Source organism: Amycolatopsis sp. QT-25, assembly GCF_029369745.1.
In the GTDB taxonomy this organism is placed as follows: domain Bacteria; phylum Actinomycetota; class Actinomycetes; order Mycobacteriales; family Pseudonocardiaceae; genus Amycolatopsis.
The window spans coordinates 7,043,556-7,065,009 of sequence record NZ_CP120210.1; the positions used below are offsets into that span (position 1 = coordinate 7,043,556).

General features: G+C 69.5%; 21 protein-coding genes and 1 pseudogene. 10 read left to right on the plus strand and 12 right to left on the minus strand.

The window, feature by feature from the left end:
• Positions 1–33: 33 nt before the first annotated feature.
• On the plus strand, positions 34–1,128 hold the full coding sequence (locus tag P3102_RS32990) for a lipase family protein (RefSeq protein ID WP_276364574.1): 1,095 nt from the start codon (positions 34–36) through the stop codon (positions 1,126–1,128).
• 19 nt (positions 1,129–1,147) lie between these two features.
• Here P3102_RS32990 and P3102_RS32995 read toward each other — a convergent pair whose 3' ends face one another.
• Positions 1,148–1,345 carry a hypothetical protein gene (locus P3102_RS32995; RefSeq protein WP_346660150.1) on the minus strand — a complete coding sequence of 66 codons (198 nt, stop codon included), beginning with the start codon at positions 1,343–1,345 and terminating at the stop codon, positions 1,148–1,150.
• Between the two features lie 290 nt (positions 1,346–1,635).
• On the opposite strand from P3102_RS32995, the gene P3102_RS33000 reads away from it, so the two are divergent.
• On the plus strand, positions 1,636–2,787 hold the full coding sequence (locus P3102_RS33000) for a citrate synthase 2 (RefSeq protein ID WP_276364576.1): 1,152 nt from the start codon (positions 1,636–1,638) through the stop codon (positions 2,785–2,787).
• 52 nt (positions 2,788–2,839) lie between these two features.
• Here P3102_RS33000 and P3102_RS33005 read toward each other — a convergent pair whose 3' ends face one another.
• The 3 genes from P3102_RS33005 to P3102_RS33015 are packed head-to-tail and all read right to left on the minus strand — an operon-like array spanning position 2,840 to position 6,681.
• A complete protein-coding gene (locus P3102_RS33005; protein WP_276364577.1) occupies positions 2,840–3,430 on the minus strand; it encodes a TetR/AcrR family transcriptional regulator in 591 nt (196 codons plus the stop codon).
• Positions 3,431–3,453: 23 nt separating this feature from the next.
• The gene (locus P3102_RS33010; protein ID WP_276371463.1) at positions 3,454–5,145 is read right to left on the minus strand and encodes an SDR family oxidoreductase; all 1,692 of its coding nucleotides are present in this window, start codon (positions 5,143–5,145) and stop codon (positions 3,454–3,456) included.
• 36 nt (positions 5,146–5,181) lie between these two features.
• Positions 5,182–6,681, minus strand: coding sequence for an MFS transporter (locus P3102_RS33015; RefSeq protein ID WP_276364579.1), 1,500 nt, complete (start codon positions 6,679–6,681; stop codon positions 5,182–5,184).
• Between the two features lie 285 nt (positions 6,682–6,966).
• On the opposite strand from P3102_RS33015, the gene P3102_RS33020 reads away from it, so the two are divergent.
• The 4 genes and pseudogenes from P3102_RS33020 (at position 6,967) to P3102_RS33035 (ending at position 10,288) form a co-directional block, all read left to right on the plus strand.
• The gene (locus tag P3102_RS33020; RefSeq protein WP_276364580.1) at positions 6,967–7,563 is read left to right on the plus strand and encodes a TetR/AcrR family transcriptional regulator; all 597 of its coding nucleotides are present in this window, start codon (positions 6,967–6,969) and stop codon (positions 7,561–7,563) included.
• Positions 7,564–7,679: 116 nt separating this feature from the next.
• Positions 7,680–8,579 (plus strand): DUF559 domain-containing protein, encoded by a 900-nt coding sequence (locus tag P3102_RS33025; protein WP_276364582.1) that lies wholly within the window; start codon positions 7,680–7,682, stop codon positions 8,577–8,579.
• Between the two features lie 54 nt (positions 8,580–8,633).
• Positions 8,634–8,927 (plus strand): annotated as a pseudogene (locus P3102_RS33030) (response regulator transcription factor); the annotation flags it as partial.
• 14 nt (positions 8,928–8,941) lie between these two features.
• On the plus strand, positions 8,942–10,288 hold the full coding sequence (locus P3102_RS33035; protein WP_276364583.1) for a serine hydrolase domain-containing protein: 1,347 nt from the start codon (positions 8,942–8,944) through the stop codon (positions 10,286–10,288).
• A gap of 62 nt (positions 10,289–10,350) precedes the next feature.
• Here the strand turns inward: P3102_RS33035 and P3102_RS33040 are convergent, their stop codons facing one another.
• On the minus strand, positions 10,351–10,668 hold the full coding sequence (locus P3102_RS33040; protein WP_276364584.1) for a hypothetical protein: 318 nt from the start codon (positions 10,666–10,668) through the stop codon (positions 10,351–10,353).
• 115 nt (positions 10,669–10,783) lie between these two features.
• Here P3102_RS33040 and serC point away from each other — a divergent pair, with 115 nt between their 5' ends.
• On the plus strand, positions 10,784–11,920 hold the full coding sequence (serC, locus tag P3102_RS33045) for a phosphoserine transaminase (RefSeq protein WP_276364585.1): 1,137 nt from the start codon (positions 10,784–10,786) through the stop codon (positions 11,918–11,920).
• 55 nt (positions 11,921–11,975) lie between these two features.
• Here the strand turns inward: serC and P3102_RS33050 are convergent, their stop codons facing one another.
• The 5 genes from P3102_RS33050 to P3102_RS33070 all read right to left on the minus strand — a co-directional run bounded on the left by P3102_RS33050 (position 11,976) and on the right by P3102_RS33070 (position 16,811).
• Entirely contained in the window at positions 11,976–13,175 is a 1,200-nt protein-coding gene (locus tag P3102_RS33050) for a glycosyltransferase 87 family protein (protein WP_276364586.1), read from the minus strand.
• Positions 13,176–13,268: 93 nt separating this feature from the next.
• Complete coding sequence (locus tag P3102_RS33055; protein WP_276364587.1) at positions 13,269–14,489, minus strand: ABC transporter permease; 1,221 nt, start codon at positions 14,487–14,489, stop codon at positions 13,269–13,271.
• Positions 14,486–15,172: an ABC transporter ATP-binding protein gene (locus P3102_RS33060; RefSeq protein WP_276364588.1), complete on the minus strand. Its 687-nt coding sequence runs from the start codon at positions 15,170–15,172 to the stop codon at positions 14,486–14,488. The genes P3102_RS33055 and P3102_RS33060 overlap by 4 nt, the downstream gene beginning before the upstream one ends.
• Positions 15,169–16,269 carry a peptidoglycan-binding protein gene (locus P3102_RS33065; protein WP_276364589.1) on the minus strand — a complete coding sequence of 367 codons (1,101 nt, stop codon included), beginning with the start codon at positions 16,267–16,269 and terminating at the stop codon, positions 15,169–15,171. The genes P3102_RS33060 and P3102_RS33065 overlap by 4 nt, the downstream gene beginning before the upstream one ends.
• Positions 16,266–16,811, minus strand: coding sequence for a hypothetical protein (locus P3102_RS33070; protein ID WP_276364590.1), 546 nt, complete (start codon positions 16,809–16,811; stop codon positions 16,266–16,268). The genes P3102_RS33065 and P3102_RS33070 overlap by 4 nt, the downstream gene beginning before the upstream one ends.
• A 112-nt stretch (positions 16,812–16,923) precedes the next feature.
• Here P3102_RS33070 and P3102_RS33075 point away from each other — a divergent pair, with 112 nt between their 5' ends.
• From P3102_RS33075 to sepH, 3 genes are all read left to right on the plus strand, one after another.
• On the plus strand, positions 16,924–17,583 hold the full coding sequence (locus tag P3102_RS33075) for a response regulator transcription factor (RefSeq protein ID WP_276364591.1): 660 nt from the start codon (positions 16,924–16,926) through the stop codon (positions 17,581–17,583).
• Entirely contained in the window at positions 17,580–18,737 is a 1,158-nt protein-coding gene (locus tag P3102_RS33080) for an ATP-binding protein (protein WP_276364592.1), read from the plus strand. The genes P3102_RS33075 and P3102_RS33080 overlap by 4 nt, the downstream gene beginning before the upstream one ends.
• A gap of 190 nt (positions 18,738–18,927) precedes the next feature.
• Entirely contained in the window at positions 18,928–19,773 is an 846-nt protein-coding gene (gene sepH, locus P3102_RS33085; protein WP_276364593.1) for a septation protein SepH, read from the plus strand.
• Between the two features lie 100 nt (positions 19,774–19,873).
• Here the strand turns inward: sepH and P3102_RS33090 are convergent, their stop codons facing one another.
• Together P3102_RS33090 and P3102_RS33095 are read right to left on the minus strand one after the other, a co-directional pair.
• A complete protein-coding gene (locus tag P3102_RS33090) occupies positions 19,874–20,476 on the minus strand; it encodes a DUF2537 domain-containing protein (protein WP_276364594.1) in 603 nt (200 codons plus the stop codon).
• A gap of 28 nt (positions 20,477–20,504) precedes the next feature.
• Positions 20,505–21,320, minus strand: a complete 816-nt coding sequence (locus P3102_RS33095; protein WP_276364595.1) for an RNA methyltransferase — start codon at positions 21,318–21,320, stop codon at positions 20,505–20,507.
• Positions 21,321–21,454: the final 134 nt, after the last annotated feature.

Sequence of the window (21,454 nt, forward strand, 5' to 3'; positions counted from 1 at the left end):
GCGAAAATCGCAATTACCAAACTGGAGACGGCAATGACGCTTCGGACAGTTCTGGTCTCAGCCCTCACAGCCGCCCTGATGGGCGCGCCCGCCGCGCAAGCCGCGCCGAACGCCCCCGGGGATCTCGTCGATTACGAACCGGTCGTCGCCACCGCCCCGGCGAAGGCCTGGAAACTCGACTACCGCTCCACCTCGGCGACGGGACAGCCGAACACGGTGTCGGGCATCCTGCTGGTCCCGCACACGCCGTGGACGAAGGGCGCGCGCCCGTTGGTCAGCTACGCCGTCGGCACCCACGGCCTCGGGGACCACTGCGCTCCGTCGACCCGGCTGACGAACGGGTCCGAGAACGAAGTCCTTCTGATGAGCCAGGCGCTTTCGCGCGGCTGGGCGGTCGTCGTGACCGACTACGAAGGCCTCGGCACCCCTGGCACGCACACCTACGCCGTCGGCCAGTCCGAAGGCCGGGCCGTCCTCGACGCCGCCCGCGCCGCCTCGAACGTGCCCGAAGCGGGCCTGTCCAAGACCGGGCCGGTCGGCGTTTTCGGCTACTCCCAAGGCGGTCAGGCCGCCGCCTTCGCCGGTGAACTCCAGCCGTCCTACGCACCCGACGTCAACCTGGTCGGCGTCGCGGAAGGCGGTGTCCCGGCGGATCTGAACGCGGTCCTGAAGTTCAACGACGGCGGCCCGGCGTTCGGCCTGGTGCTCGGCGCCGCTGTCGGCTACGCGACGGCGTACCCCGAACTGCCGTTCGACGACGTGCTCACCGCGAAGGGCGAGAGGATGGTCGCGAGGGTCAAGGAAGCGTGCACCGTCGAACTCGGCGCGGCGGCGCCTTTCGCACGGCTCAACGACTTCACCACCGTGCCGGACGTTTCCTCGGACCCGCGCTGGCAGGCCCGGCTCGGCGAGAACCTCGCCGGCAAGACCAAACCGGGGGCGCCGGTCTACCTCTACCACGCGTCGCTGGACGAACTGATCCCGCTTTCGGTCGGCAAGGGCCTGCGCGACCGCTACCGCGCCCTCGGCGCCGACGTCACCTGGCAGGAATTCCCGCTGCTGGAGCACATCGGCGGTGTCGCGACGGGCGGACCGGTCGCGATGACCTGGCTGGGCACCAAGTTCTGACGTGGACCGAAAGGGCCTTTCAGCCCTCTTCGACCAACCGGAGCGCGGTCACGGCATCGGGCGCCAACGAAGTCGTGAGGGCCTCACCGGCGGCCAAAGGCGTCCGCGACCACCACTCACCCGAAGCCGCGAGGAGCACCGGCTCACCCACGACAAGGTCGGTCACCGGCCCCCGTCGTCCGGCGAGGTCGGCGAGGTCGGCGAGGTCGGAGTCCAAAGTGGAGTCCGGATCGCCGGTTTCCGCCCCGTGGATTCTCGAAACACGGGATCGACCTCGTCGATCGGTACACGCAAAGTGAACGTCGCTGTAACTCTTCGCGTACGAAGCGCGTTTTCACTGAATCGTTCTCGTAATCGTGACCGAAAGCACCACATCTTTCGATTGCCCCGGGCCCCGACGTGGAGCAAGGTTTGTCCATCCGTGCGATGAGGCGCGCCTACGCTGCGTGTATCCCGTCCACGCGTGAACACAAAGCCGGGGAATGCGCATCGAAAGGTTTCACCACAGTGAGTACCTCCACGATCAGCACCAATCAGCCGTCGGACGAGGTCGACGACGGTTTCCGACCGGGTCTCGAGGGCGTGGTCGCCTTCAAGACCGAAATCGCCGAGCCCGACCGGGACGGTGGCGCGCTGCGCTATCGCGGTGTCGACATCGAGGATCTCGCCGGCAAGGTGACCTTCGGTGACGTCTGGGGGCTTCTCGTCGACAGCCGCTTCGGGCACGGGCTACCGCCCGCCGAACCGTTCCCGCTGCCGGTGCACACCGGTGACGTCCGGGTCGACGTCCAGGCCGCGCTGGCCATGCTCGCCCCGATCTGGGGGTACCGGCCGCTGCTCGACATCACCGACGAGGAGGCGCGCGACCAGCTCGCCCGTGCCTCGGTGATGGCGCTTTCGTACGTCGCCCAGTCCGCGCGCGGCATCGGCCGGCCCGCCGTCCCGCAGACCCGGGTCGACGAAGCGCAGTCGATCACCGAACGCTTCATGGTCCGCTGGCGCGGTGAGCCCGACCCGGCCCACGTCAAGGCCATCGACGCCTACTGGGTCTCGGCCGCCGAGCACGGTCTCAACGCCTCCACCTTCACCGCCAGGGTCATCGCCTCGACCGGCGCCGACGTCGCCGCGGCGCTGTCCGGCGCGATCGGCGCCATGTCCGGCCCGCTGCACGGCGGCGCGCCGGCGCGAGTGCTGCCGATGATCGAAGAGGTCGAGAAGACCGGCGACGCGGTCGGCCTGGTCAAGGGCATCCTGGACCGCAAGGAACGGATGATGGGCTTCGGGCACCGCGTGTACCGTGCCGAGGACCCGCGGGCGCGCGTGCTGCGCCGCACCTGCCAGGAGCTCGGCGCGGCGCGTTACGAGGCGGCCGCGGAGCTGGAGCAGGTGGCGCTGAAGGAGCTGCGCGAGCGGCGTCCGGATCACCCGATCGAGACCAACGTCGAGTTCTGGGCGGCCGTGATCCTGGACTTCGCCCAGGTGCCGCCGCACATGATGCCCGCGATGTTCAGCTCGGCGCGCACCGCGGGCTGGGCCGCGCACATCCTGGAGCAGAAGAAGACCGGCCGCCTCGTGCGCCCGTCGGCGAAGTACGTCGGCCCGGAGCCGCGTAAGCCGGAGGACGTCGAAGGCTGGGACCTGGTCGCGAAGCAGTCCTAGCAGCGCGCTATGAAAGGTCCTTTCCTTGCGAAATTTGCCAGGAAAGGACCTTTCATAGCATCCGCGGGACCGAAGAATCGTGTCGCGCCGTCGCCGAAAGCATGGCCGTGAGCTGATCGACCAGCCACCCGTCGAGCATCTCGCGCGGCACGGCACGCTCCTGGAGCCAGCTCAGCAGCGAACCCTCCACCACCGCGGTCCAGCAGCGCAGGGTCAGCAGGAGCATGGGCGAGGGCTCCGACACTCCCAGCGCGTCGAGGATGAGCTCGACGGCACGATTGCGGACCTCGTCGATCGCCGCGTCCGTCTCCGAGGTCGCGATCACCGAACCGCTGCGCAACAAGGCGACGTAGCCCGCGCGATAGTGGTCGGCGACGTCGATCAGTCCGCGGACGGCGGCCCGCAGCCGCGTTTCGGGCGGCCCTTCCTCGAGTCCGGCAAGGCCGTCGATGAGCCCTTCGGTGACCGTTTTCAGTGCTTCGACCTGAAGTTCCCGCAGACTCGAGAAGTACCGGTAGAACAGCGGCCGCGAAACCTCGGCGTGGGCGATGATGTCGTCGACCGTGACGAGTTCGGGGGCGCGCGAACCGAACAGGTCCAGCGCGGCGCGGATCAAGTCCTCGCGGCGCGCTTCCGCCGACATCCGGCGAGGACGTCTGACAGAGGTCACGGGGTGACGTCCAGTTTCGCCGCCGCCCGCAGCAGTCCGGGGGTGAGCCGGGAGAGGACGAGCGCGGCCTTGGCCTCCGGCGTCGACGGCTGGATCGCCTTGTCCTTCTCGACGGCGCGCAGGATGTCGCGAGCGACCTTCTCCGGGCCGAAACCGCGTTTCGCGTACAGCTTGCTGCTCGACTTCTGGCGCCGCCTCTGTTCGACGTCGTCGACGCCGACGAAGCGAGTGGTGCTGGTGATGTTCGTGTTCACGATGCCGGGGCAGATCGCGGTGACGCCGATGTTCTCGGCGGCCAGCTCCGCCCGCAGGCACACGCTCAACGTCAGCACGGCCGATTTCGTGGTGGCGTAGGCCGAAAGGATCTTCGACGGCAGGTAGGCGGCGGCCGAGGCGACGTTGACGATCTGGCCGCCTTCGGCCCGCTCGCGCATCTGCCCGGCGAAGACGCGGCAGCCGTGGATGACGCCCCACAGGTTCACGTCGATGAGGCGTTCCCAGTCCTTGACCGTCGTGTCGAGGAACGGGCCGGACAGCCCGATCCCCGCGTTGTTCACGACGATGTCCGGGACCCCGAACTCCTTCTTGACCCGCAGGGCGAACTTCTCGACCGCCTCGGTGTCAGAGGAGTCCACTGTGTACTCCCCGACGGTGGCACCCTTGTCACGCAGCAGTTTCGCGGTCTCCGCCGCGGCCGGGCCGTCGATGTCGGTGATGATCAGGTCGGCGCCCTTGTCCGCGAACGCGAGCGCCGTCGCGCGGCCGATCCCGCTGCCGGCGCCGGTGACCACGACGAGCCTGTGCGCGAAACCTTTCGACCTGGCCCGCTTGAGCGCGCGGCTCTCTTCACCGCCTTCGACGTGGTCGATCAGCTCGGCGGTGGCGGCGGCGATCACCTGCGGCTTCTCGCGGACCACCCAGTGCGTGCCGACGATCCGGCGCACCCGCAGGTCCGGCGCCCAGCGCTCGATCTCGGTCTGCAAGGGTGTGGTGACGAACTTGTCGCCGGTGGGGGCGAGCACTTGCACCGGGATCTCGGCGTTACCCGGCCGGGGCCGGGAGAGCCGCGTGAACATGTTGGCGCGGTAGAGGTTGAGCCCGTACAGTCCGTCCGAAGTGGACGGTTTCGCGGCCGCTGGATCCATTCTGCCGATGAGCGCGCCCATCGCGCCGGTGCGCCACAACAGCTGCGGGATCAGCGGGAGCTGGAATCCGAGGATGTACGTCGAGTGCACTCCTTGCACGAGCGCGTTCTTGAGCCGCTTCGGGCTCGGGCGCAGCTGGGCGCGGAACCACGCTCCGGCGTGATCGAGACTCGGCCCGGAGATCGACGTGAAGGACGCGAGCCGTTGCCGCAGCCTTTCGCCGGTGACCGAATGCCACGTCTGGATGGAGCCCCAGTCGTGGGCGAGCAGATGAACCTTGCCCTCGGACTGGACCTCGTCGATCACCGAAGCGAGGTCATCGGACAGCTGGTCCAACTTGTAGGACACTCGTCCCGAAGGCTTGTCCGAGCGGCCGGCGCCGCGGACGTCGTAGACGACGACCCGATAGCGGCGCTCCAGCAGGGCGGCGACGCCGTCCCACATCGAGCCGTTGTCCGGGTATCCGTGGACGAGCACCACCGTGGGCGCGTCGTCGACCCCGGTCACCCGGACCGAGAGGCGGACACCGTCGCTGGCCGTCACCCACGTATGAGACATGGTGTCATGTTAGACAACATGTCAACAAGACGGCTTCTTCAGCAGCGCGCGACCGGCCGTCCATCCGGTGTCGATCACCAGGACGAAGGTCCAGATCCGGCCGAGGTTCAGCAGCCAGTGACCACTCGAGTTCCAGAACCAGTCGGCCGCGTGAGGGGCGCCGAACAACGCCTCGACGGGCCAGCTGTACCCGGTGACCGCCAACGCCGCCTGCGCGACGACGTACACCACGACATGGATCGTCCAGGCGCGGAGTGGATTCGAGCGCTTGTTCGCCTCCTCCGTCACCGATTCGGCCGCTTGCGGACGTTCCCCGATCGTGCGGGTGGCCGGCTTTTCCTTTTGTGACACCGTTTTTCGTGGTTCCACGGGAAACTCCGCAACTCCGACACGCCGTACGGCACCACGGACCACGAACGATCCGAAGAGCAGGAGCGCCGCCGCGCCGAAGCAGGCGACGCGCCATCCAGTATCCGAACCATAGAGCTGACCCGCCACGAAGGTCCCGGCCGTCGCTCCCAGTAGCGTCGCGCTCTCGTAGATGCCCATCGCCCGGCCGAGGCTGAGCCCGGCCGCCTCGGCGACCACCGCCTGCTCCACCGGAATGGCCGCCGCGAACGCCGCGGCGGACAGCACCCACATGACCGCGAGCATCGGCGGACTCGGTGCTAACGACAGGCCCGCGGCGAAGGTCGCGCTCGCCACCATCGCCAAGGCGAGCACGCGCGTCCGGCCGACCTTGCGGACGAAGCCGTGCAGATGGTCCGGCAGCAGGCTGTAGACGATGAAGCCGGGGATGAACACGGCGGCGATTTCGCCGAGTTGCAGTCGATGCCCGCGTTGCAGATGCATCAGGAGCAACAGGGCGACCCCGGCCTCGGCCATCGCGGTCAACGCGACCAGCGCCAGCATCGGGCGCATCCTCTTGCCCAACTGGGAAAGCCGTGGCGCGCCCGCTTCGCGCACCGGCGCGGACGGCGCGTTCAGCAGGACCACCGCGGCCACCGCACAGGCCGCCGCGCCGAGCCAGAACACGCCCCGGTAATCGATCCAGGCGATCGCGGTCAGCGCGACCACGAACGCGATCCACGTGCCGCCGCCCTCGGCCGCGAACAGCTTGCTGAACGCGCTGTCGTCCCTCGCGAGCCCTTCCCCCACCCGAGCTCGCAACGCGACCCAGAACAGCGCTCCACCCGTACCACCGAGAACCGCGGCCAGGTAAGCGACTTCGATGCCCGGGGTCACCGCGTATACCACAAAGGACAGTCCATACAGGATCGCGCCGATGGCCGAGATCCGGCCGCGGTCGAACCGGTCCGCGAGCGAGCCCGCGATCGGCCGGACCACGAACGACACCAGCGTCTCCACGGCGGTCAGCGCCCCGACCTCGGCCGCCGACGCGCCGAGCCGGCTTCCCACCCACAACGGCAGCAGGAAATCGAGAACCTCCGCCGGACCTTTGGTCAGCGCGGCGGCGAACCGGTTCTCCTCCGCCCGCCGCCGGTGTGCGATTTCTTCCACCCCGGTACCCCCTGTCGAATACGACTGTATTCCAAAGAGAGCCGGGTGGGCAAGGTGGCAGCCGAGGGGACCTCCGACGTCCGGGAGTCCGCACGGTCGCCAGTCCGGGGCCGAATTGCGGGAGGGTGACGGTCCGCGCCCGGACACGACACGTTCGCCCTCCGGCTCAACGACCTTCTCCATCGCTCACGACCCCCTCGCGAACGACACCGATCAGCCAAGTGGGGCACAGTTGCCCATCACGTCACCTTCGACCATCAGCCGAGCGAAGAGGAGGATGTGTCCGTGCCGAAGATCGTCGACCGGGCCGAACGCCGCCGGGAAATCGCCGGCGCCCTCCTGCGCATCGTCGCGCGCGAAGGCGTCGAGGCCGTGAGCGTGCGCTCGGTCGCCGTCGAAGCCGGGGTATCCGCGGGTGCGGTGCAGAAGTACTTCTCCACCAAGGAAGATCTGTTCCGCTTCGCCCTCGACATGACCAGCGAGTTCCTGGAGCAACGCTGGCAGAACCTCGATCGGTCCGGGAATCCGCTCGACCTGTTGCTGCGCCTGCTGATCGAAGCGATGCCGCTCGACGAGCAGCGCCGCGCGGAGGTGATCGTCGTCAACGCCTTCACCGCCCGCGCCGCCGTCCGGCCTTCATGGGCCGAGTTCGTCCGCACCGGCTACGACGAACTGCAGGAACTCACGACGCGGTACCTCAGGGAGGCGCAAACGTCCGGCCATGTCCGCGACGACCTCGCGGCGAGCGACCTGGCCGATGCCGTCCTCGCCCTGTCGGACGGCTTCGCGAACCGAATGCTCACCTCCGCCGATCCGGCTGCCCTCCTGCCCTCCCTCGAAACCTCCGTCCACACCCTGCTCGCGCCCACCCACCGCAATTAGTCACCTACTTGCGCCGGTGAAGCGAGGTGTCCACAGGCGAGGAGCGTTGTGGACAAGTGAGGCGGAATTGATCTTGAACCGGGCTCGCCGCCGGACGCGGATGGCATCGTCGGATCATGTCCAGAAGCCACTACGCGGAGGTCGCCGACTTCAACGGTCCCTTCCTGGGCAGCCGCGCCATCAGCGAAGGTGACATCACCCGCTCACAGCTCCGATCGGGGCCCTACGACCGGCTGTTCCAGAACGTCTACGTCCCCGTCCGCATCCCGCAGGATCATGTGCTCCGGTGCAAGGCGGCGATCCTCACCGCACCCGCCGGCGCGGTACTGACCGGCTGTTCGGCCGCGACAGTGCGCGGCTTCCCGTTCACCCTCGACAACGATCCGGTCGAGTTCGTCGTACCCGAGGAGGAAGGATTCCACTTCCAGCGTGGGATGCCTTTGAAACGATCCAGGTTGATCGGCGAGGATTTCGAGCCGTGGCGAGACGGCCGCATCGCGAGTCCGCCGCGCATGACCATGGACATCCTGGCCAACACCCGGCTCCGTCGCTCGTTTCCCCGGGTGGTCGGCCTGGTCGACGCGCTGCTTCATGCCGGATACATCGAACGTGAGCAGCTTGAAAACTACTTCGCGCACCGCCATGACCACGGCATCGTCAGAGCACGGAAAGCGCTGGCGCTCTCCGACGCGAGAGCCGAATCCATTCCCGAATCCGAGGTCCGGATCTGGCTGCGGATCCACGACATCGAGGCGGAGCCCCAGGTGGAGGTGTATCGCGGTCGACGGTTCCTCGGACGGCTCGACCTCGCGACCCGGGAGGCGAAACTCGCCATCGAGTACGACGGCGCTTGGCATCTCGAAGGAGAGCAACCCCTCTTCGACTCCGAACGACGGGCACTCATGGAAGCCGATGGCTGGACGTTCGTCGTGATCACGAAAGAAGAACTCTATGGTGATCCGAAGGGCGTGGTCGCTCGCGTCAAGACCGCACTCCGGGCAAGCCGACGCAAGTAGGTGACCAATTGCGAAGAGGGAGTGACACCGGCGACAACCGGGTTCAGCCCCGCGGAGCTGGCCGGTGCGATCCAGGCGGCGTCACGCGGCGAGACGGTTTTGGCGCCTTCGGTCGCCGGGAAGCTGGTGGACCGGGTGCGCGACCCGACGGCACCGCCGTTATCGGCGCGCGAGATCGAGGTGCTCCGGCTGGTGGCGAGGGGAACCACGAACGCCGACATCGGCCGGACGCTCCACATCGGCGAAGCGACCGTCGAGACCCACCTGCTCCGGACGTCCGGCGAACTGGACGTTTCGGACCGTACGGCCGCTGTGACCACCGCTATGCGACTGAGCCCGCTCGGGTAGGCAGAATGCGTCTCATGCTTGCCTCGACCGAATTGGCGCTGCTACGCCGCCTCGCGCACGAGCAATCCTCGTGCCGCGCCCCGTCCATCGTCGCCGCCGTCGTCCGCGACGGCGAAATCGCCTGGTCCGGAGGACGCGGACGCGTCGACGGCGAGACACCCGGGGACGACACGCAGTACCGCCTCGGCTCGATCACCAAGACACTCGTCGCGACGGCCGTCATGCGGCTGCGCGACGAAGGCAAGCTGGACCTCAACGACCCGCTCGAACAGCACCTTCCCGGCACCGCCTTCGGTTCGGCCACCATCGCGCAGCTGCTCTCCCACACCTCGGGCCTGACCGCGGAATCGCCCGGTTCCTGGTGGGAGCGCACGGCCGGGGCCGACTGGGACGCACTCGTCGAGAGTCTCAAGGACGGCGCGACACGGTTGCGGCCGGGCAGCAAGTTCCACTACAGCAACGTCGGCTACGGAGTACTCGGCGAGCTGGTCGCCCGGCACCGCGGTCAGTCGTGGCTCGACGTCGTCCGCGCCGAGATCCTCGGCCCGCTCGGCATGACCAGGACCTCTCCGCATCCCGAAGGCGCGCACGCGAACGGGTTCGCCGTGCACCCCTTCGCCGACCTCCTCATGCCGGAACCGTCGCCGGACGCGGGCGCGATGGCACCGGCCGGGCAGTTGTGGTCCACGGTCACCGACCTCGCCCGCTGGACGGCGTTCCTCGGCGGCCACACCGGCGGCGTGCTGAGCGAGCAGACCGTCACGGAGATGCGCGAAATGGTCACGGTGGACGACGGTGACGCCTGGACCACCGGATTCGGTCTCGGTGTCATGCTGGTCCGCACGGAGGGCAGGCGGCTGGCCGGGCACACCGGATCGATGCCGGGCTTCCTCGCCTGCTCGCTGGTCGACGGAGGCGCCGGTATCGGCGCCCTGGTGCTGACGAACTCGACAGCGGGCGTCGGCATCACGCAGCTGTGCCTCGACCTGATGAACCTGACCGAACAGCACGAGCCCTCCATGCCCGCGGAATGGCGACCATCCACGGTGGACCCCAAGTTGCTGGAGCTGACCGGGCTGTGGCACTGGGGCCCGACGCCGTACCACCTGCGGCTGCTCCCCGGCGGCCTGTTCTCCCTCGCGCCGGCCGACGGTGCCGGCCGCGCGTCGCGGTTCGCGCCGGTCGGCGAAGACACCTGGGTCGGTCTCGACGCCTACTACGCGGGCGAAACGCTGCGGGTCGGGCGGGACTCGACGGGGAAGCCGAACCATCTCGACCTCGCGACGTTCATCTTCTCGCGGACGCCGTTCGACCCGGCCGCGCCGATCCCCGGCGGCGTCGACCCCGACGGCTGGCGCTGACCGGTCCAGTGGGTCGTGAGTGGCGATTCGGGCCGGAACCCGAATCGCCACTCACGATCACGTCAAGCGGCCGGGGTGTGCCCGACCGCGACGCCGACGGCCGCGCTGAAGTTGCGTGCGATGCGCTTGCCCTCGCCCCAGTCGACGAAGCCGAACTTCAGGCTCGTCTGGATCGCCAGCCCGGAGCCCTCCTGCGTCCGCTCCACCTTCACGGTGACCGTCTGGCCGTAACTGAGCCAGCCCATCTTGGTCGAGAAGGTGACGTACCCGGCCGCGGCGTCGTAATAGGGGGCCTGCCCCTTGACCGCGTCGACCCCGTGCGGGAGGGCCTGCCACAACGCCTCGGGGGGCACGGGGAATCGTTCGTGCACTGTCGCCATGAGGCGAGAAGCTACCCGGCGGTCGGCACCGGTGGCAGCCGGTCCGCCCATCCCACATCCCGGACACGCGGCACCGTCTGTCAGCAGGGCCGTCCCGACCTGAGAGACTGGGCACATGACCGACGCACCTGAGTTGACCCTCCCTGCGGACCTGAAGCCTGCCGATGGCCGCTTCGGCTGCGGACCGTCCAAGGTCCGTGACGAGCAGCTCGCCAACCTGGCGAAATCCGGTGCCGCCTACCTCGGCACCTCGCACCGCCAGAAGCCGGTGAAGTCCCTCGTCGGCCGCGTGCGTGCGGGTCTGTCCGAATTGTTCTCCCTGCCCGAAGGCTACGAAGTGGTCCTCGGCAACGGCGGGACGACCGCGTTCTGGGACGCCGCCGCGTTCGGGCTCGTGCGGGAGCGGGCGCAGCACTTCACCTACGGCGAGTTCTCCTCGAAGTTCGCCACGGTGACCAAGGGCGCCCCCTTCCTCGCCGACCCGATCGTCGTCAAGGCCGACCCGGGCAGCGCGCCCGAGATCACCTACGAGGCCGGCGCCGACCTGGTCGGCTGGGCGCACAACGAGACTTCGACCGGTGTCGCGGTGCCGGTCCGCCGCCCCGAGAACCTCACAGCCAGTGATGGCGCGTTGGTCGCCATCGACGCCACCTCCGGCGCGGGTGGCCTGCCGGTCAAGGCCGAAGACTTCGACGTCTACTACTTCGCGCCCCAGAAGTCCTTCGCCTCCGACGGTGGCCTTTGGATCGCGCTGGCCTCGCCCGCCGCGGTCGAGCGCATCGGCGAGATCGGCGCGAGCGACCGTTGGATCCCCGAGTTCCTGTCGCTGACCACCGCGCTCGACAACTCCCGCAAGGACCAGACGTACAACACCCCGGCGGTGTCGACGCTGTTCCTGCTGGCCGACCAGATCGAGTGGATGAACTCGAACGGCGGCCTCGAGTGGACGACCGCGCGCACGCGCGATTCGTCGACCCGGCTGTACGAATGGGCCGAGAAGACCGGCTACACGACGCCGTTCGTCAGCGACCCGTCGCTGCGTTCGCAGGTGGTCGGCACCATCGACTTCGCCGACGAGGTGGACGCCTCGGCGGTCGCGAAGGTGCTGCGCGCCAACGGGATCGTCGACACCGAGCCCTACCGCAAGCTCGGCCGCAACCAGCTGCGCGTCGGCCTGTTCCCGGCCATCGACCCGGACGACGTCACGAAGCTGACCCAGAGCATCGAGTACGTCGTCGAGCGCCTGGGCTGACCTAGCTGTCCGTGAAGGCCTCCTTGAGGGTCCATCCATGCCCTCGCCGCCACCCTCAACGGGGACGCTGCGCGCCACTGCGTGGATTGAAGTCCATCGAGGAGGCCTTCACGGACTTATGGCAGACAGCGGCCAGCGTCAGCAGCAGAAGGCCATACAGCACGTAAGACTCCGTCGCCAGCCACCAGCCGAAGCTCCCGGCCGGCCGCGGCGCGAGCCACATCGGCGCGATCACGAACAGCGCCACCGTCCCGGCCGCGAGCGCGGCGGAAACGATCGTCCTGGTCCGGATCAGCAGCACGAGGACCGGCACGCACCAGATCCAGTGGTGCGTCCAGGACACCGGCGAGGCCAGCAGCCCGCCGAGCGCGCACGCCGTCAGCGCGAACACCGGCTCCGCGACGCGCACGATCACGAACGCGGTCAGCGCGACCACCACCAGCGCGGCCGGCACCCAGACGACGTCTTCCGCCGAGCCGAGTCCGAACCGCGCGAGCAGCCCGCGCAGCGACTGATTGCCCACGTAGCCGCGATCGCCGATCCGGCCGGTGTCGAAGAGGATGGTCGTCCAGAACTTCGCGGACGCGTCCGGCGCGGCCAGGAACATCAGCGCGCCCGCGCCGAGGAAGCCGGCCACGACCCGCGCGGCCGAGCGGAAATCCTTGCGGAACAAGAAGAACAGGATGAAGAAGGCCGGGGTCAGCTTGATCGCCGCGGCGACGCCGATCAGCAGGCCTTTCGTCCGCGCGCGGCCAGGGAGCAGAGCGTCGAGGACGACCGACAACATCAGCAGGGTGTTGATCTGACCGAAGCCGAGCGTCGAGCGGACCGGCTCCATGATCCCGCCGACGGCCTGCGCCCCGATCGCCGCCAGTACGGCGATGGCGCGGCCCCGTACCGCGGAACGGTCGGTGAGCGAGCCGTTGAGCGTCGCGACGAAGAGGTAGACGACGATCCCGCCCGCGATGATCGACGCCAGCCCGACCACCCTCGTGGCCAGCGCGGCGGACAGCAGTGTGCCGGGCAGGAACACCGCCGCCGCGAACGGTGTGTAGGTGAAGGGCAGCCAGCCCCCGTGCGTCTGCACCCACGTGCCGTACGGGTCGCCCGACTCGACGAGGAGCCGCGCGCCGCCGAGGTAGACCTCGAGGTCCTGGCCGTCGAACACCTTGGCCGCGAACAGCACACCGACCACGACGGCTTCGAGCGCGAACAACGCCCCCGCGAGTTTCCGCCCCGCCAATCCCACCAGCACCCGGCGAGATTACCCACCGCGACCACGCAATTCGGCACCTGGTTGCGGTAGTACGCGATGCGCACTTTCGCAATCAGGTGCCGAATTGCGTGGTCAGGCGAGGGCTTGGGTGGGTGGGAGCCGGGCCGCGCGCATCGCCGGGTAGGCGCCGGCCGCGGCACCGACCAACGCCGAGACCCCGACCCCGCCGAGCAGCGCGCCGACCGGGAGCACCGCGGGCCAGCCTTGGCTCAGCGCGTATCCGGCCGTCACGAGCACGCCGACCAGCACCCCGGCGATCCCGCCGAGCCCGGACAACAGCACCGACTCGGCCAAGAACTGGCCCCTCACCTGCCGTTTCGTCGCGCCGAGCGCGCGGCGGAGACCGATTTCCCGGCGCCGCTCCAGCACCGAGATCACCATCGTGTTGGCCACCCCGACGCCGCCGACCAGCAACGCCACCCCGCCGAGCCCGAGGAACAACGCGCTGTAGGTGCTCTCCGTCAGCTTCTGCGCCGCCAGGGCCTCCGACGGCCGACGCACCTCGACCTCGTTCGGCGCCTCCGGGTTCATCGTCTGCGCCAGCACCGAACGGACGTTCTCGACCTGGGAGTCCTCCGCCCGGACGTACACGGTGGTCGGATACCCCTCGAAGCCGAGGAGCCGCTTGGCGACGTCCCAGCCGACCAGCGCCGACCGCTCGATCTCGGGCGCCAGCGGCGTCGGCCCGAGGATGCCGTCCACGGTGAACCACTGACCGCCGACGAACACCTGCGGCGGCTCGGCCGGATCGATGTGGTCGATTCCGAGCCGCGCGGCCGCGACCGCCCCCAGCACGGTGACCGGATAGTCGCGGGTCGCGTCACGGAGGAAGCGCCCGGTGCGGACGGCACCGCCGATGACGTCGAGGAGATCCGGCGTCGCCGCGTAGACGGAGAGGCCGGACGTCTCGTCCGGGGCGATCTTGTCCGTGCGCCGCACCGTCCCGTCGGTGGTGCCGGTCGCGGACGCCGCCGTCACCGGGGCGATCCGCTTCGCCATCGGCACCGCGCTGTCCGGCAACGTGGCGTCGCCACCGAACATCGTCTTGCCCGGACCCGCCGAAAGCAGGTTCGTGCCGAGCGCGGCCAGCCGGTCTTGCAACGCCTTCGCGCCCGACGCCGGGATCGCGAGCACCGCCACCATCGCGGCGATCCCGATCCCGATGCCGAGCGCGGACAGCACCGCGCGCATCGGCCGGGTCCGCATCCCGTGCGCGCCGAGGTTCAGCACGTCACGCGGGCCGAGCCTGGCCGGATTCGGCGTCGGCGTCTTGTCGAGGACGGGGGCGCTCACCTCAGCACCCCCGTCCCGGTGTCGAGCCGGATCCGGCCGTCGCGCAGCTCGATCCGCCGCGGGACGCCCGCCGCGATCTCCCGGTCGTGCGTGATGAGCACGACCGTCGTCCCCTGCGCGCTCAGCGTGGCGAGCAGGGTGAGGATCGCCGCGCCGTTGCCCGTGTCGAGGTTCCCGGTCGGCTCGTCGGCCAGCAGGATCGACGGCGAGTTGACGACCGCCCGCGCGATCGCCACCCGCTGCCGTTCCCCGCCGGAGAGCTCGTTCGGGAAATGCCCGGCCCGATGCGCGAGGCCGACGCGGTCGAGCGCGGCCAGCGCCCGTTCGTGCCGTTTCCGCCGCGGCACCCCCGCGTACAGCAGTCCCGTCGCGACGTTGTCGACCGCGCTCACCCCCTCGCTGAGGAAGAACTGCTGGAACACGAAGCCGATCCACCGTGAGCGCAACGCGGAAAGCTTGCGGTCGGGCAGTTTCGCCACGTCGTGCCCGCACAGTTCGATGACGCCGCTGGTCGGCCGGTCGAGGGTGCCCATCAGCTGCAGCAGCGTCGACTTGCCGGAGCCGGACGGACCGACGATGGCGACCATCTCCCTGTCCTCGATGGACAGTGACACCTCGTGCAGTGCCCGCACCCCGCCGGGATAGGTGCGCGAGGCGGCGCGCACGTCCAGTACCGGGGTCATGAGGTGGTCACCACCCGCATCCCGGCGGCGAGGCCGGTGCCGGTGATTTCGACGCGGCCGCCAGAGAACAATCCGGTCTTCACCGCGACGAGGCGCCGATTGCCGCCTTCGTCGACCTCGACGGCGTATCCCCCTTCGGCGAGCGCGAGCAGCGCCCCGACGGGAACCGCCAGCACTCCACTGTGGAGTTCCTTGGTGAACCGCACCGAGACGGGTGTCGAATCGAGCGACCCCGCCGCGGCCGGATCGTCCAGCTTGATCTTCACCTTGATCTTCGGCTTGCCGTCGTCCTGTCCACCGGAATCCTTGCCGGTCTCCGCGACCTTGCCGACTTCGGTGATCACGCCGGTCGTGCGCTTGCCGCCGGTGATGTCGATCCCGACCTTGTCCCCTTCCTTCGCGATGGCCTGCTTGGCGGCGTCGAGCTCGACCTCGACGACGCGTTCGGTACCGGTGTACTTCAAGAGCTCGCCGCCCGCGGGGCCGCCGAGCTGCGCGGTGACCTGCGAGACCCGGATCTCCCCGGGGGCCAGGGCGGCGTCGCCCTGGCCGAAGGCGCCGGTCTGCTCGACACCCAGCGACTTCTGCCATTTCCCGATCGCGGCGGCGGTGGCCGAGGTGAACTTCTTGTCCGGGGTACCGAACCCGCCGAAACCGAGCGCCTTCAGGTTCTCTTCCAGCTGCTTGACGTCCGGGCCGTCCGCGGCCCCGTCCGCGAGGTCGCGGAAGAACGGCAACGTGCCGTGGAACAACGGCACCGGTCTGGCGTCGACGCCGTACACGGCCTTGCCGCGGGTGAGCACCGCGCCGGTGTCCGGCAGGGACGTGATGGTGCCCTGTTTCCGGCCGGTGAGGGAGCTTTCCGCGCCGTAACCCAGAGTCCCGTCCGCCTCTTCTTCCTCCTGCAGATCGGTCCTTTCCACCTTCGCGGTTTCGACCGGCGGCGGTGCCTGCCCGACCTGCTGGGCCTCGGAGGTGACCCTGGTCAGCACGACCACGGACATCGTCCCCGCCACGACGACGAGCACCGCCGCGACGACGAACCAGCGCGCCCGGCGCGAACGCCGTGCGCCGCCGGGTCCTTCGTGTTCGCTCATTTCGCCGGGGCCGCCCTCATGGTCATGCCGAGACCGCAGGCCTTCGCCGCTTCTTCGAACTTCTTGGAATCGGCCATGTCCATCGCGATGGCGCCCTTGCCGCCGGGATCGGGATCCGGGAAGTCGATACCGTGCTCGCGCATGCACTTCGCTTCCGTGCGCATCTTGTCGAGCTGTTCCGGCGTGGGCGGCTTGATCTCGCCACCGTTCGGCAGCAGCTTCCGGCACGCGTCGCTCGCGGCCTTCATCTTGTCCCCGTCGAGCCTGCTCTTGTCCGCCTCGATGGTGATGCCGCCCCGCTCGCCGCCGCCGGTCTTGGGGTCCGGCATGTCGATGCCGTGCTCGCGCATGCACTTCGCGAAGTCGCGCATCCTGTCCTCGTCGGACACGTTGTCGGCCTGTTTGCCGTCACCGGCGGCGCCGGAAGCCGGCGGTGACGAGATCGAGGCGACCTTGTCGCCGTCGTCCCCACCACCGCCGCAGCCGCCCACCAGCGCGAGGACCGTTCCGGCGATCAGTGCCGCCATCGGTCGTTTCCGCATCGCTGCTCCTTCGGTCGTCTTGGCACATCGATTTCTACGGAGCGGGCGATTCCGGCGCGGTAAGCGAAGTCGCTTATCCCGCGCTTACCCCCATCCGGGGCAGACTGGCCAGGTGAGAGTGCTGGTGGTGGAAGACGAGCGGCTCCTGGCGGACACGATCGCCGAGGGCCTGCGACGGTTCTCCATGGCCGTCGACGTCTGCTACGACGGCGCGCAGGCCCTGGACCGGGTGGGGGTGCACGGCTACGACGTCGTCGTGCTAGACCGGGATCTCCCCGTCGTGCACGGCGACGAGGTCTGTGCGGCGGTGCTGAGGACCGGCGGCGAGGCGCGGGTCCTGATGCTGACCGCGGCGGCCGACGTCGACGACCGGGTCGCCGGGCTCGGCCTCGGCGCCGACGACTACCTGACGAAACCGTTCGCGTTCGCCGAACTCGTCGCGCGGGTGCGGGCGCTGTCACGGCGCGCGCGGCCGGCGTTGCCGCCGGTGCTGGAACGCGGTGGTGTCGTGCTCGATCTGCCGCGTCACCAGGCGTCCCGCGACGGCCGGTTCCTTCCGCTGTCGCCCAAGGAGTTCGCGGTGCTGGAGGTGCTCATGCGCGCCGAAGGGACCGTGGTCAGCGCGGAGGAACTGCTGGAGAAGGCGTGGGACGAACACGCCGACCCGTTCACGAACGCCGTCCGGGTGGCGATGATGACGTTGCGGCGCAAGCTCGGTGAACCGCCGCTGATCGAGACGGTGCCCGGCGCCGGTTACCGGTTCGGATCGTGAAACCGCTCCGGCTCTCCGTCCGCACCAAGCTGACGGCGCTCTACGGCGGGGCGTTCCTGCTCGTCGGGCTCGCGTTGCTGGTCGTCAACTACCTGCTGGTGAGCTCGACGCTGCCGGATACGGCGGCGTTCGCGAGCAACGCCGCGGGGATCGCGGTCCAGCGCGCGTCTCCCTTCGACACGACGACCATCCTGCCCGCGAAGCGCGCCCAGGCCACGCAACTGGTCGCGACCTCGCTCACCGAGTACCGCTCGGACGTCCTGGCGACGCTGCTGTGGCAATCGCTGGTCGCGCTGGCGATCGCCGGCGCGCTCGCGGTGCTGCTCGGCTGGCTGATGGCGAGCCGCGTGCTGCGGCCGCTGCACCAGATCACTTCCACCGCGCGGAAACTCGAGGTCGAGAACCTCGACCGGCGTATCGATCTCGACGGCCCCGACGACGAACTCAAGGAACTCGCCGACACCTTCGACGGCATGCTCGACCGGCTCGCCGTGTCGTTCGACAGCCAGAAGCGTTTCGTCGCCAACGCTTCCCACGAACTGCGGACCCCGCTCGCGGTGCAGCGCACGCTGGTGGAGGTGGCGATGGCCGATCCCGACGTGAGCCCCGACCTCCGGAAAATCGGCGAGCACCTGATCTACACCAACGAACGCAGCGAACGGATGATCGAGGGTCTGCTCGTCCTCGCCCGCAGTGACCGCGGCCTGGCGGCGCGCGGCCCCGTCCGGCTGGACGAGGTCGCGACGACGGTGATCCGCTCGGTGGCGGCCATGGCCGAGGAAGCGGGGGTCACCGTAGAGTCGCGGCTGCGGCCGCGGACGGTGTCCGGCGATCCCGTGCTGCTGGAGCGGCTGGTCACGAACCTCGTGCACAACGCGATCACCTACAACCGCGAGGGCGGCTGGGTCCACGTCGACATCGGCGGCGCCCCGGCGCTCGTGGTGCGCAACACCGGCCCACAGGTGCCGTTGGACGCCGTCCCCGCCCTGTTCGAGCCGTTCCGGCGGCTTTCGGGCGACCGGACCGGCGACTCCCGCAACGCGGGGCTCGGGCTGTCGATCGTCCGGTCCATCGCGCAGGCGCACGGCGGGACCGCGGGCGCGGAACCGGGCGGACGCGGCGGCGGACTGGTCGTCCGCGTGCGGCTTCCGTAGATTCCCCCGATCGTGACTGTGCGTGTCCAGCGCGTCACGCGGCGAGCGGCGGGGCGCTGGTACAGAATGCACTTGCCGTCATGAAGAAGATGGTGGACAGGGCACGAGACCTCGGCGCGCCTCACACGTCAAGGCGACGCGCCGTTTTACCATGGACACCCACAAAGGTGAAGAAGTCGGGGAGGCGAGAATGCGAGCGCTACGGGTGGTCGGGCTGCACGAGGACGGTAAGTCCATCGTGTGTGAAGACCCGGCGAGCCGCACGCGTTTCCTGCTCCCCGCGGATGAGAGGCTGCGAGCGGCGGCGAGGGGTGACATCACCCGTCTCGGCCAGATCGAGATCGAGTCGGAGAGCCAAATGCGGCCACGCGAGATCCAGGCGCGAATCCGGGCCGGTGAGTCCGTGGAGCAGGTCGCGAGCAGCGCCGGCGTCACCGTGCAGCGCGTCGAGCGGTTCGCGTACCCGGTCCTGCTCGAACGATCCCGCACCGCCGAACTGGCCCAGCGGGCGCATCCGGTCCGCGAGGACGGGCCCGACGTGCAGACGCTCGGCGAGGTCGTGGCGCACTCCTTCGGACAGCGCGGGCACGACTACAGCCAGGCGACCTGGGACTCCTGGCGAGGCGACGACGGCAAGTGGGTCGTCGTGCTGAGCTGGAAGGCGGGCCGGTCGGACAACCGCGCGCACTGGTCGTTCTCGCCCGGTGCGCACGGCGGCACCGTGCAGGCCCTCGACGAGAACGCCGAAGTCCTGCTCAACCCCAACGCCTACCGCGCCCCGCGCACGGTCCGGGCGCTGGACCCCGGCAGGGAAGCGGTCGTCCAGCCCACTCTCGACTCGGCACCCGACGAGCCGGTCGCGAAGGTGATCGACGCGCCGATCACGGAACCCGAAGAAGACGTCGAGCCACCACTTCCGGCTGACGAGCCGGAGGAAGTGGCGGAGTCCGCTCCACGGGCGAAGGGGAAGAGAAGCCACCCCATCGTCCCATCCTGGGAAGACGTCCTATTGGGCGTCCGCTCCCAACGAGGTTGAATTCGCACGTGATGGCCCCTTCCGGTGGAGGGGCCATCACGTGCGTCCGGGTACCTGCGCGCTCGAGGCCGCCTGAGGGGAATCGGCCAGGGAGCCCACCCTAGAAGACGACGATCAGCACGCCGATCCACGCGATCACGATTCCCGCGGCCGCCCCGAAGGACGCCCACCGCACGATCGGCACCCGGCGCGCGAGCCACAGCGACGGCGTGATCCCGGCGGTGACGACGACGGACGCCAGCAGCGTGAGCCAGCCGTTGGTCTCCCGCGCGAGGGTGTTCGCCAGCGCCAGCATCGCCACGACGACCACGGCCGCGACGAACGCGGAGACGGTCAGCCCGGTCAGCCACGGCGTCGGTTCCCCGGCGGGATCCGGCGTGCCGAAAAGCCGCCGCGCGAGTTCGTTGCGGGGCGCGGGGGCGGGCGGGTCCACGATCACGCCGTCGCCGGAGACGGGGTCGACGTAGCGCACCGAGGTGCCCATCGTGGCGGCGACCCGCTGGGCGAGCTGGCGGCCCCGCTGGGAGACCACGGAAGCGGCCTCCGCGCCGGCGGAGCCGACGGCGGACGCGACACGGGCCCATTCGTGCAACGCCTGCGCGAGGTCCGAACCGAGGGCGAGTGAATGCGGGTCCACCTCGTGCGCGCTGTCGCCGCCTCGCCCGGCCAGCACCGCACGTCCCTCACGGATCCGCAATTCCATGGGTTCTCCTCGTGATCGGGTCGAGTGCTCACGATAGCGGTGGACGCGTCTCGTAGAACGCGATCGCGCCCGCCGTGGCGACATTCAGCGAATCGACGCCTTCGGGCATCGGGATCCGCACCGCGACGTCGGCGGCGGCGATGGCCTCCTCGGTCAAGCCGGGGCCCTCCGCGCCCAGCATCAGCGCCACCTTCTCCGGTGCCTGGTCGCGCAACCGGCGCAGCGAAACGGAATCCGCACGAGGAGTGAGGGCGGCGATACGGAAACCGCGCTCCCGAAGCAGTTCCAGGTCGCCCGGCCAAGACCCGAAGGCCGCGAACGGCACGCGCAGGACGTGCCCCATCGAAACGCGGACGCTGCGCCGGTACAGCGGGTCCGAGCAACCGGCGCCGAGAAGGACGCCGTCGACGCCGAGCGCGGCCGCGTTGCGGAACAGCGCACCGAGGTTCTCGTGGTCACCGACGCCTTCGAGGATGGCGAGCACTCGTGCGCCGTCGATGACGCCTTCGACCGTCGGCGGCGGGACCGGCCGGTCCGCGACGGCCAATATCCCGCGATTCAGGTGGAAACCGACCACGTCGGCCATCGTCTCGGCCGACGTCACGTAGCCGGGGACGTCGACTTGGTCCAGGTGCTCGCCCAAGTCCCGGAAGCGCCGGTCCACGCCGAGCAGGGCGCGGACCGGATAGCGGGAGTTCAGCAGGCGTTCGACCACGACGGTGCCTTCGGCGATCACGAAGCCCCGCCCACCCGGCCGGTCCGGTCGACGATCGGCGGTGGACAGGTCGCGGAAGTCGTCGAGCCGCGGGTCGCCGGAATCGTCGACGGTGATCAGTTGAGCCACCCGGAGAGTGTGTCATCGCACCCACCGCGCGCCGTTTGCGTCCGATCGTCGGCGGGTAGGTGCTGCGAACGGACGTATTTTGCTGTCAGTTAACCCCTAGTGACGGAGAGCACCAGTTTGGCCGCTAGCGAGGC

Bases quoted from the DNA above. Each gene is read 5' to 3' on its own strand.
- P3102_RS33040 (WP_276364584.1), bottom strand. From the start codon at position 10,668: ATGGCGACAGTGCACGAACGATTCCCCGTGCCCCCCGAGGCGTTGTGG.
- P3102_RS33060 (WP_276364588.1), bottom strand. From the start codon at position 15,172: ATGACCCCGGTACTGGACGTGCGCGCCGCCTCGCGCACCTATCCCGGC.
- P3102_RS32990 (WP_276364574.1), top strand. From the start codon at position 34: ATGACGCTTCGGACAGTTCTGGTCTCAGCCCTCACAGCCGCCCTGATG.
- P3102_RS33035 (WP_276364583.1), top strand. From the start codon at position 8,942: ATGCTTGCCTCGACCGAATTGGCGCTGCTACGCCGCCTCGCGCACGAG.
- sepH (WP_276364593.1), top strand. From the start codon at position 18,928: ATGCGAGCGCTACGGGTGGTCGGGCTGCACGAGGACGGTAAGTCCATC.
- P3102_RS33070 (WP_276364590.1), bottom strand. From the start codon at position 16,811: ATGCGGAAACGACCGATGGCGGCACTGATCGCCGGAACGGTCCTCGCG.
- P3102_RS33005 (WP_276364577.1), bottom strand. From the start codon at position 3,430: ATGTCGGCGGAAGCGCGCCGCGAGGACTTGATCCGCGCCGCGCTGGAC.
- serC (WP_276364585.1), top strand. From the start codon at position 10,784: ATGACCGACGCACCTGAGTTGACCCTCCCTGCGGACCTGAAGCCTGCC.
- P3102_RS33025 (WP_276364582.1), top strand. From the start codon at position 7,680: ATGTCCAGAAGCCACTACGCGGAGGTCGCCGACTTCAACGGTCCCTTC.
- P3102_RS33090 (WP_276364594.1), bottom strand. From the start codon at position 20,476: ATGGAATTGCGGATCCGTGAGGGACGTGCGGTGCTGGCCGGGCGAGGC.
- P3102_RS33065 (WP_276364589.1), bottom strand. From the start codon at position 16,269: ATGAGCGAACACGAAGGACCCGGCGGCGCACGGCGTTCGCGCCGGGCG.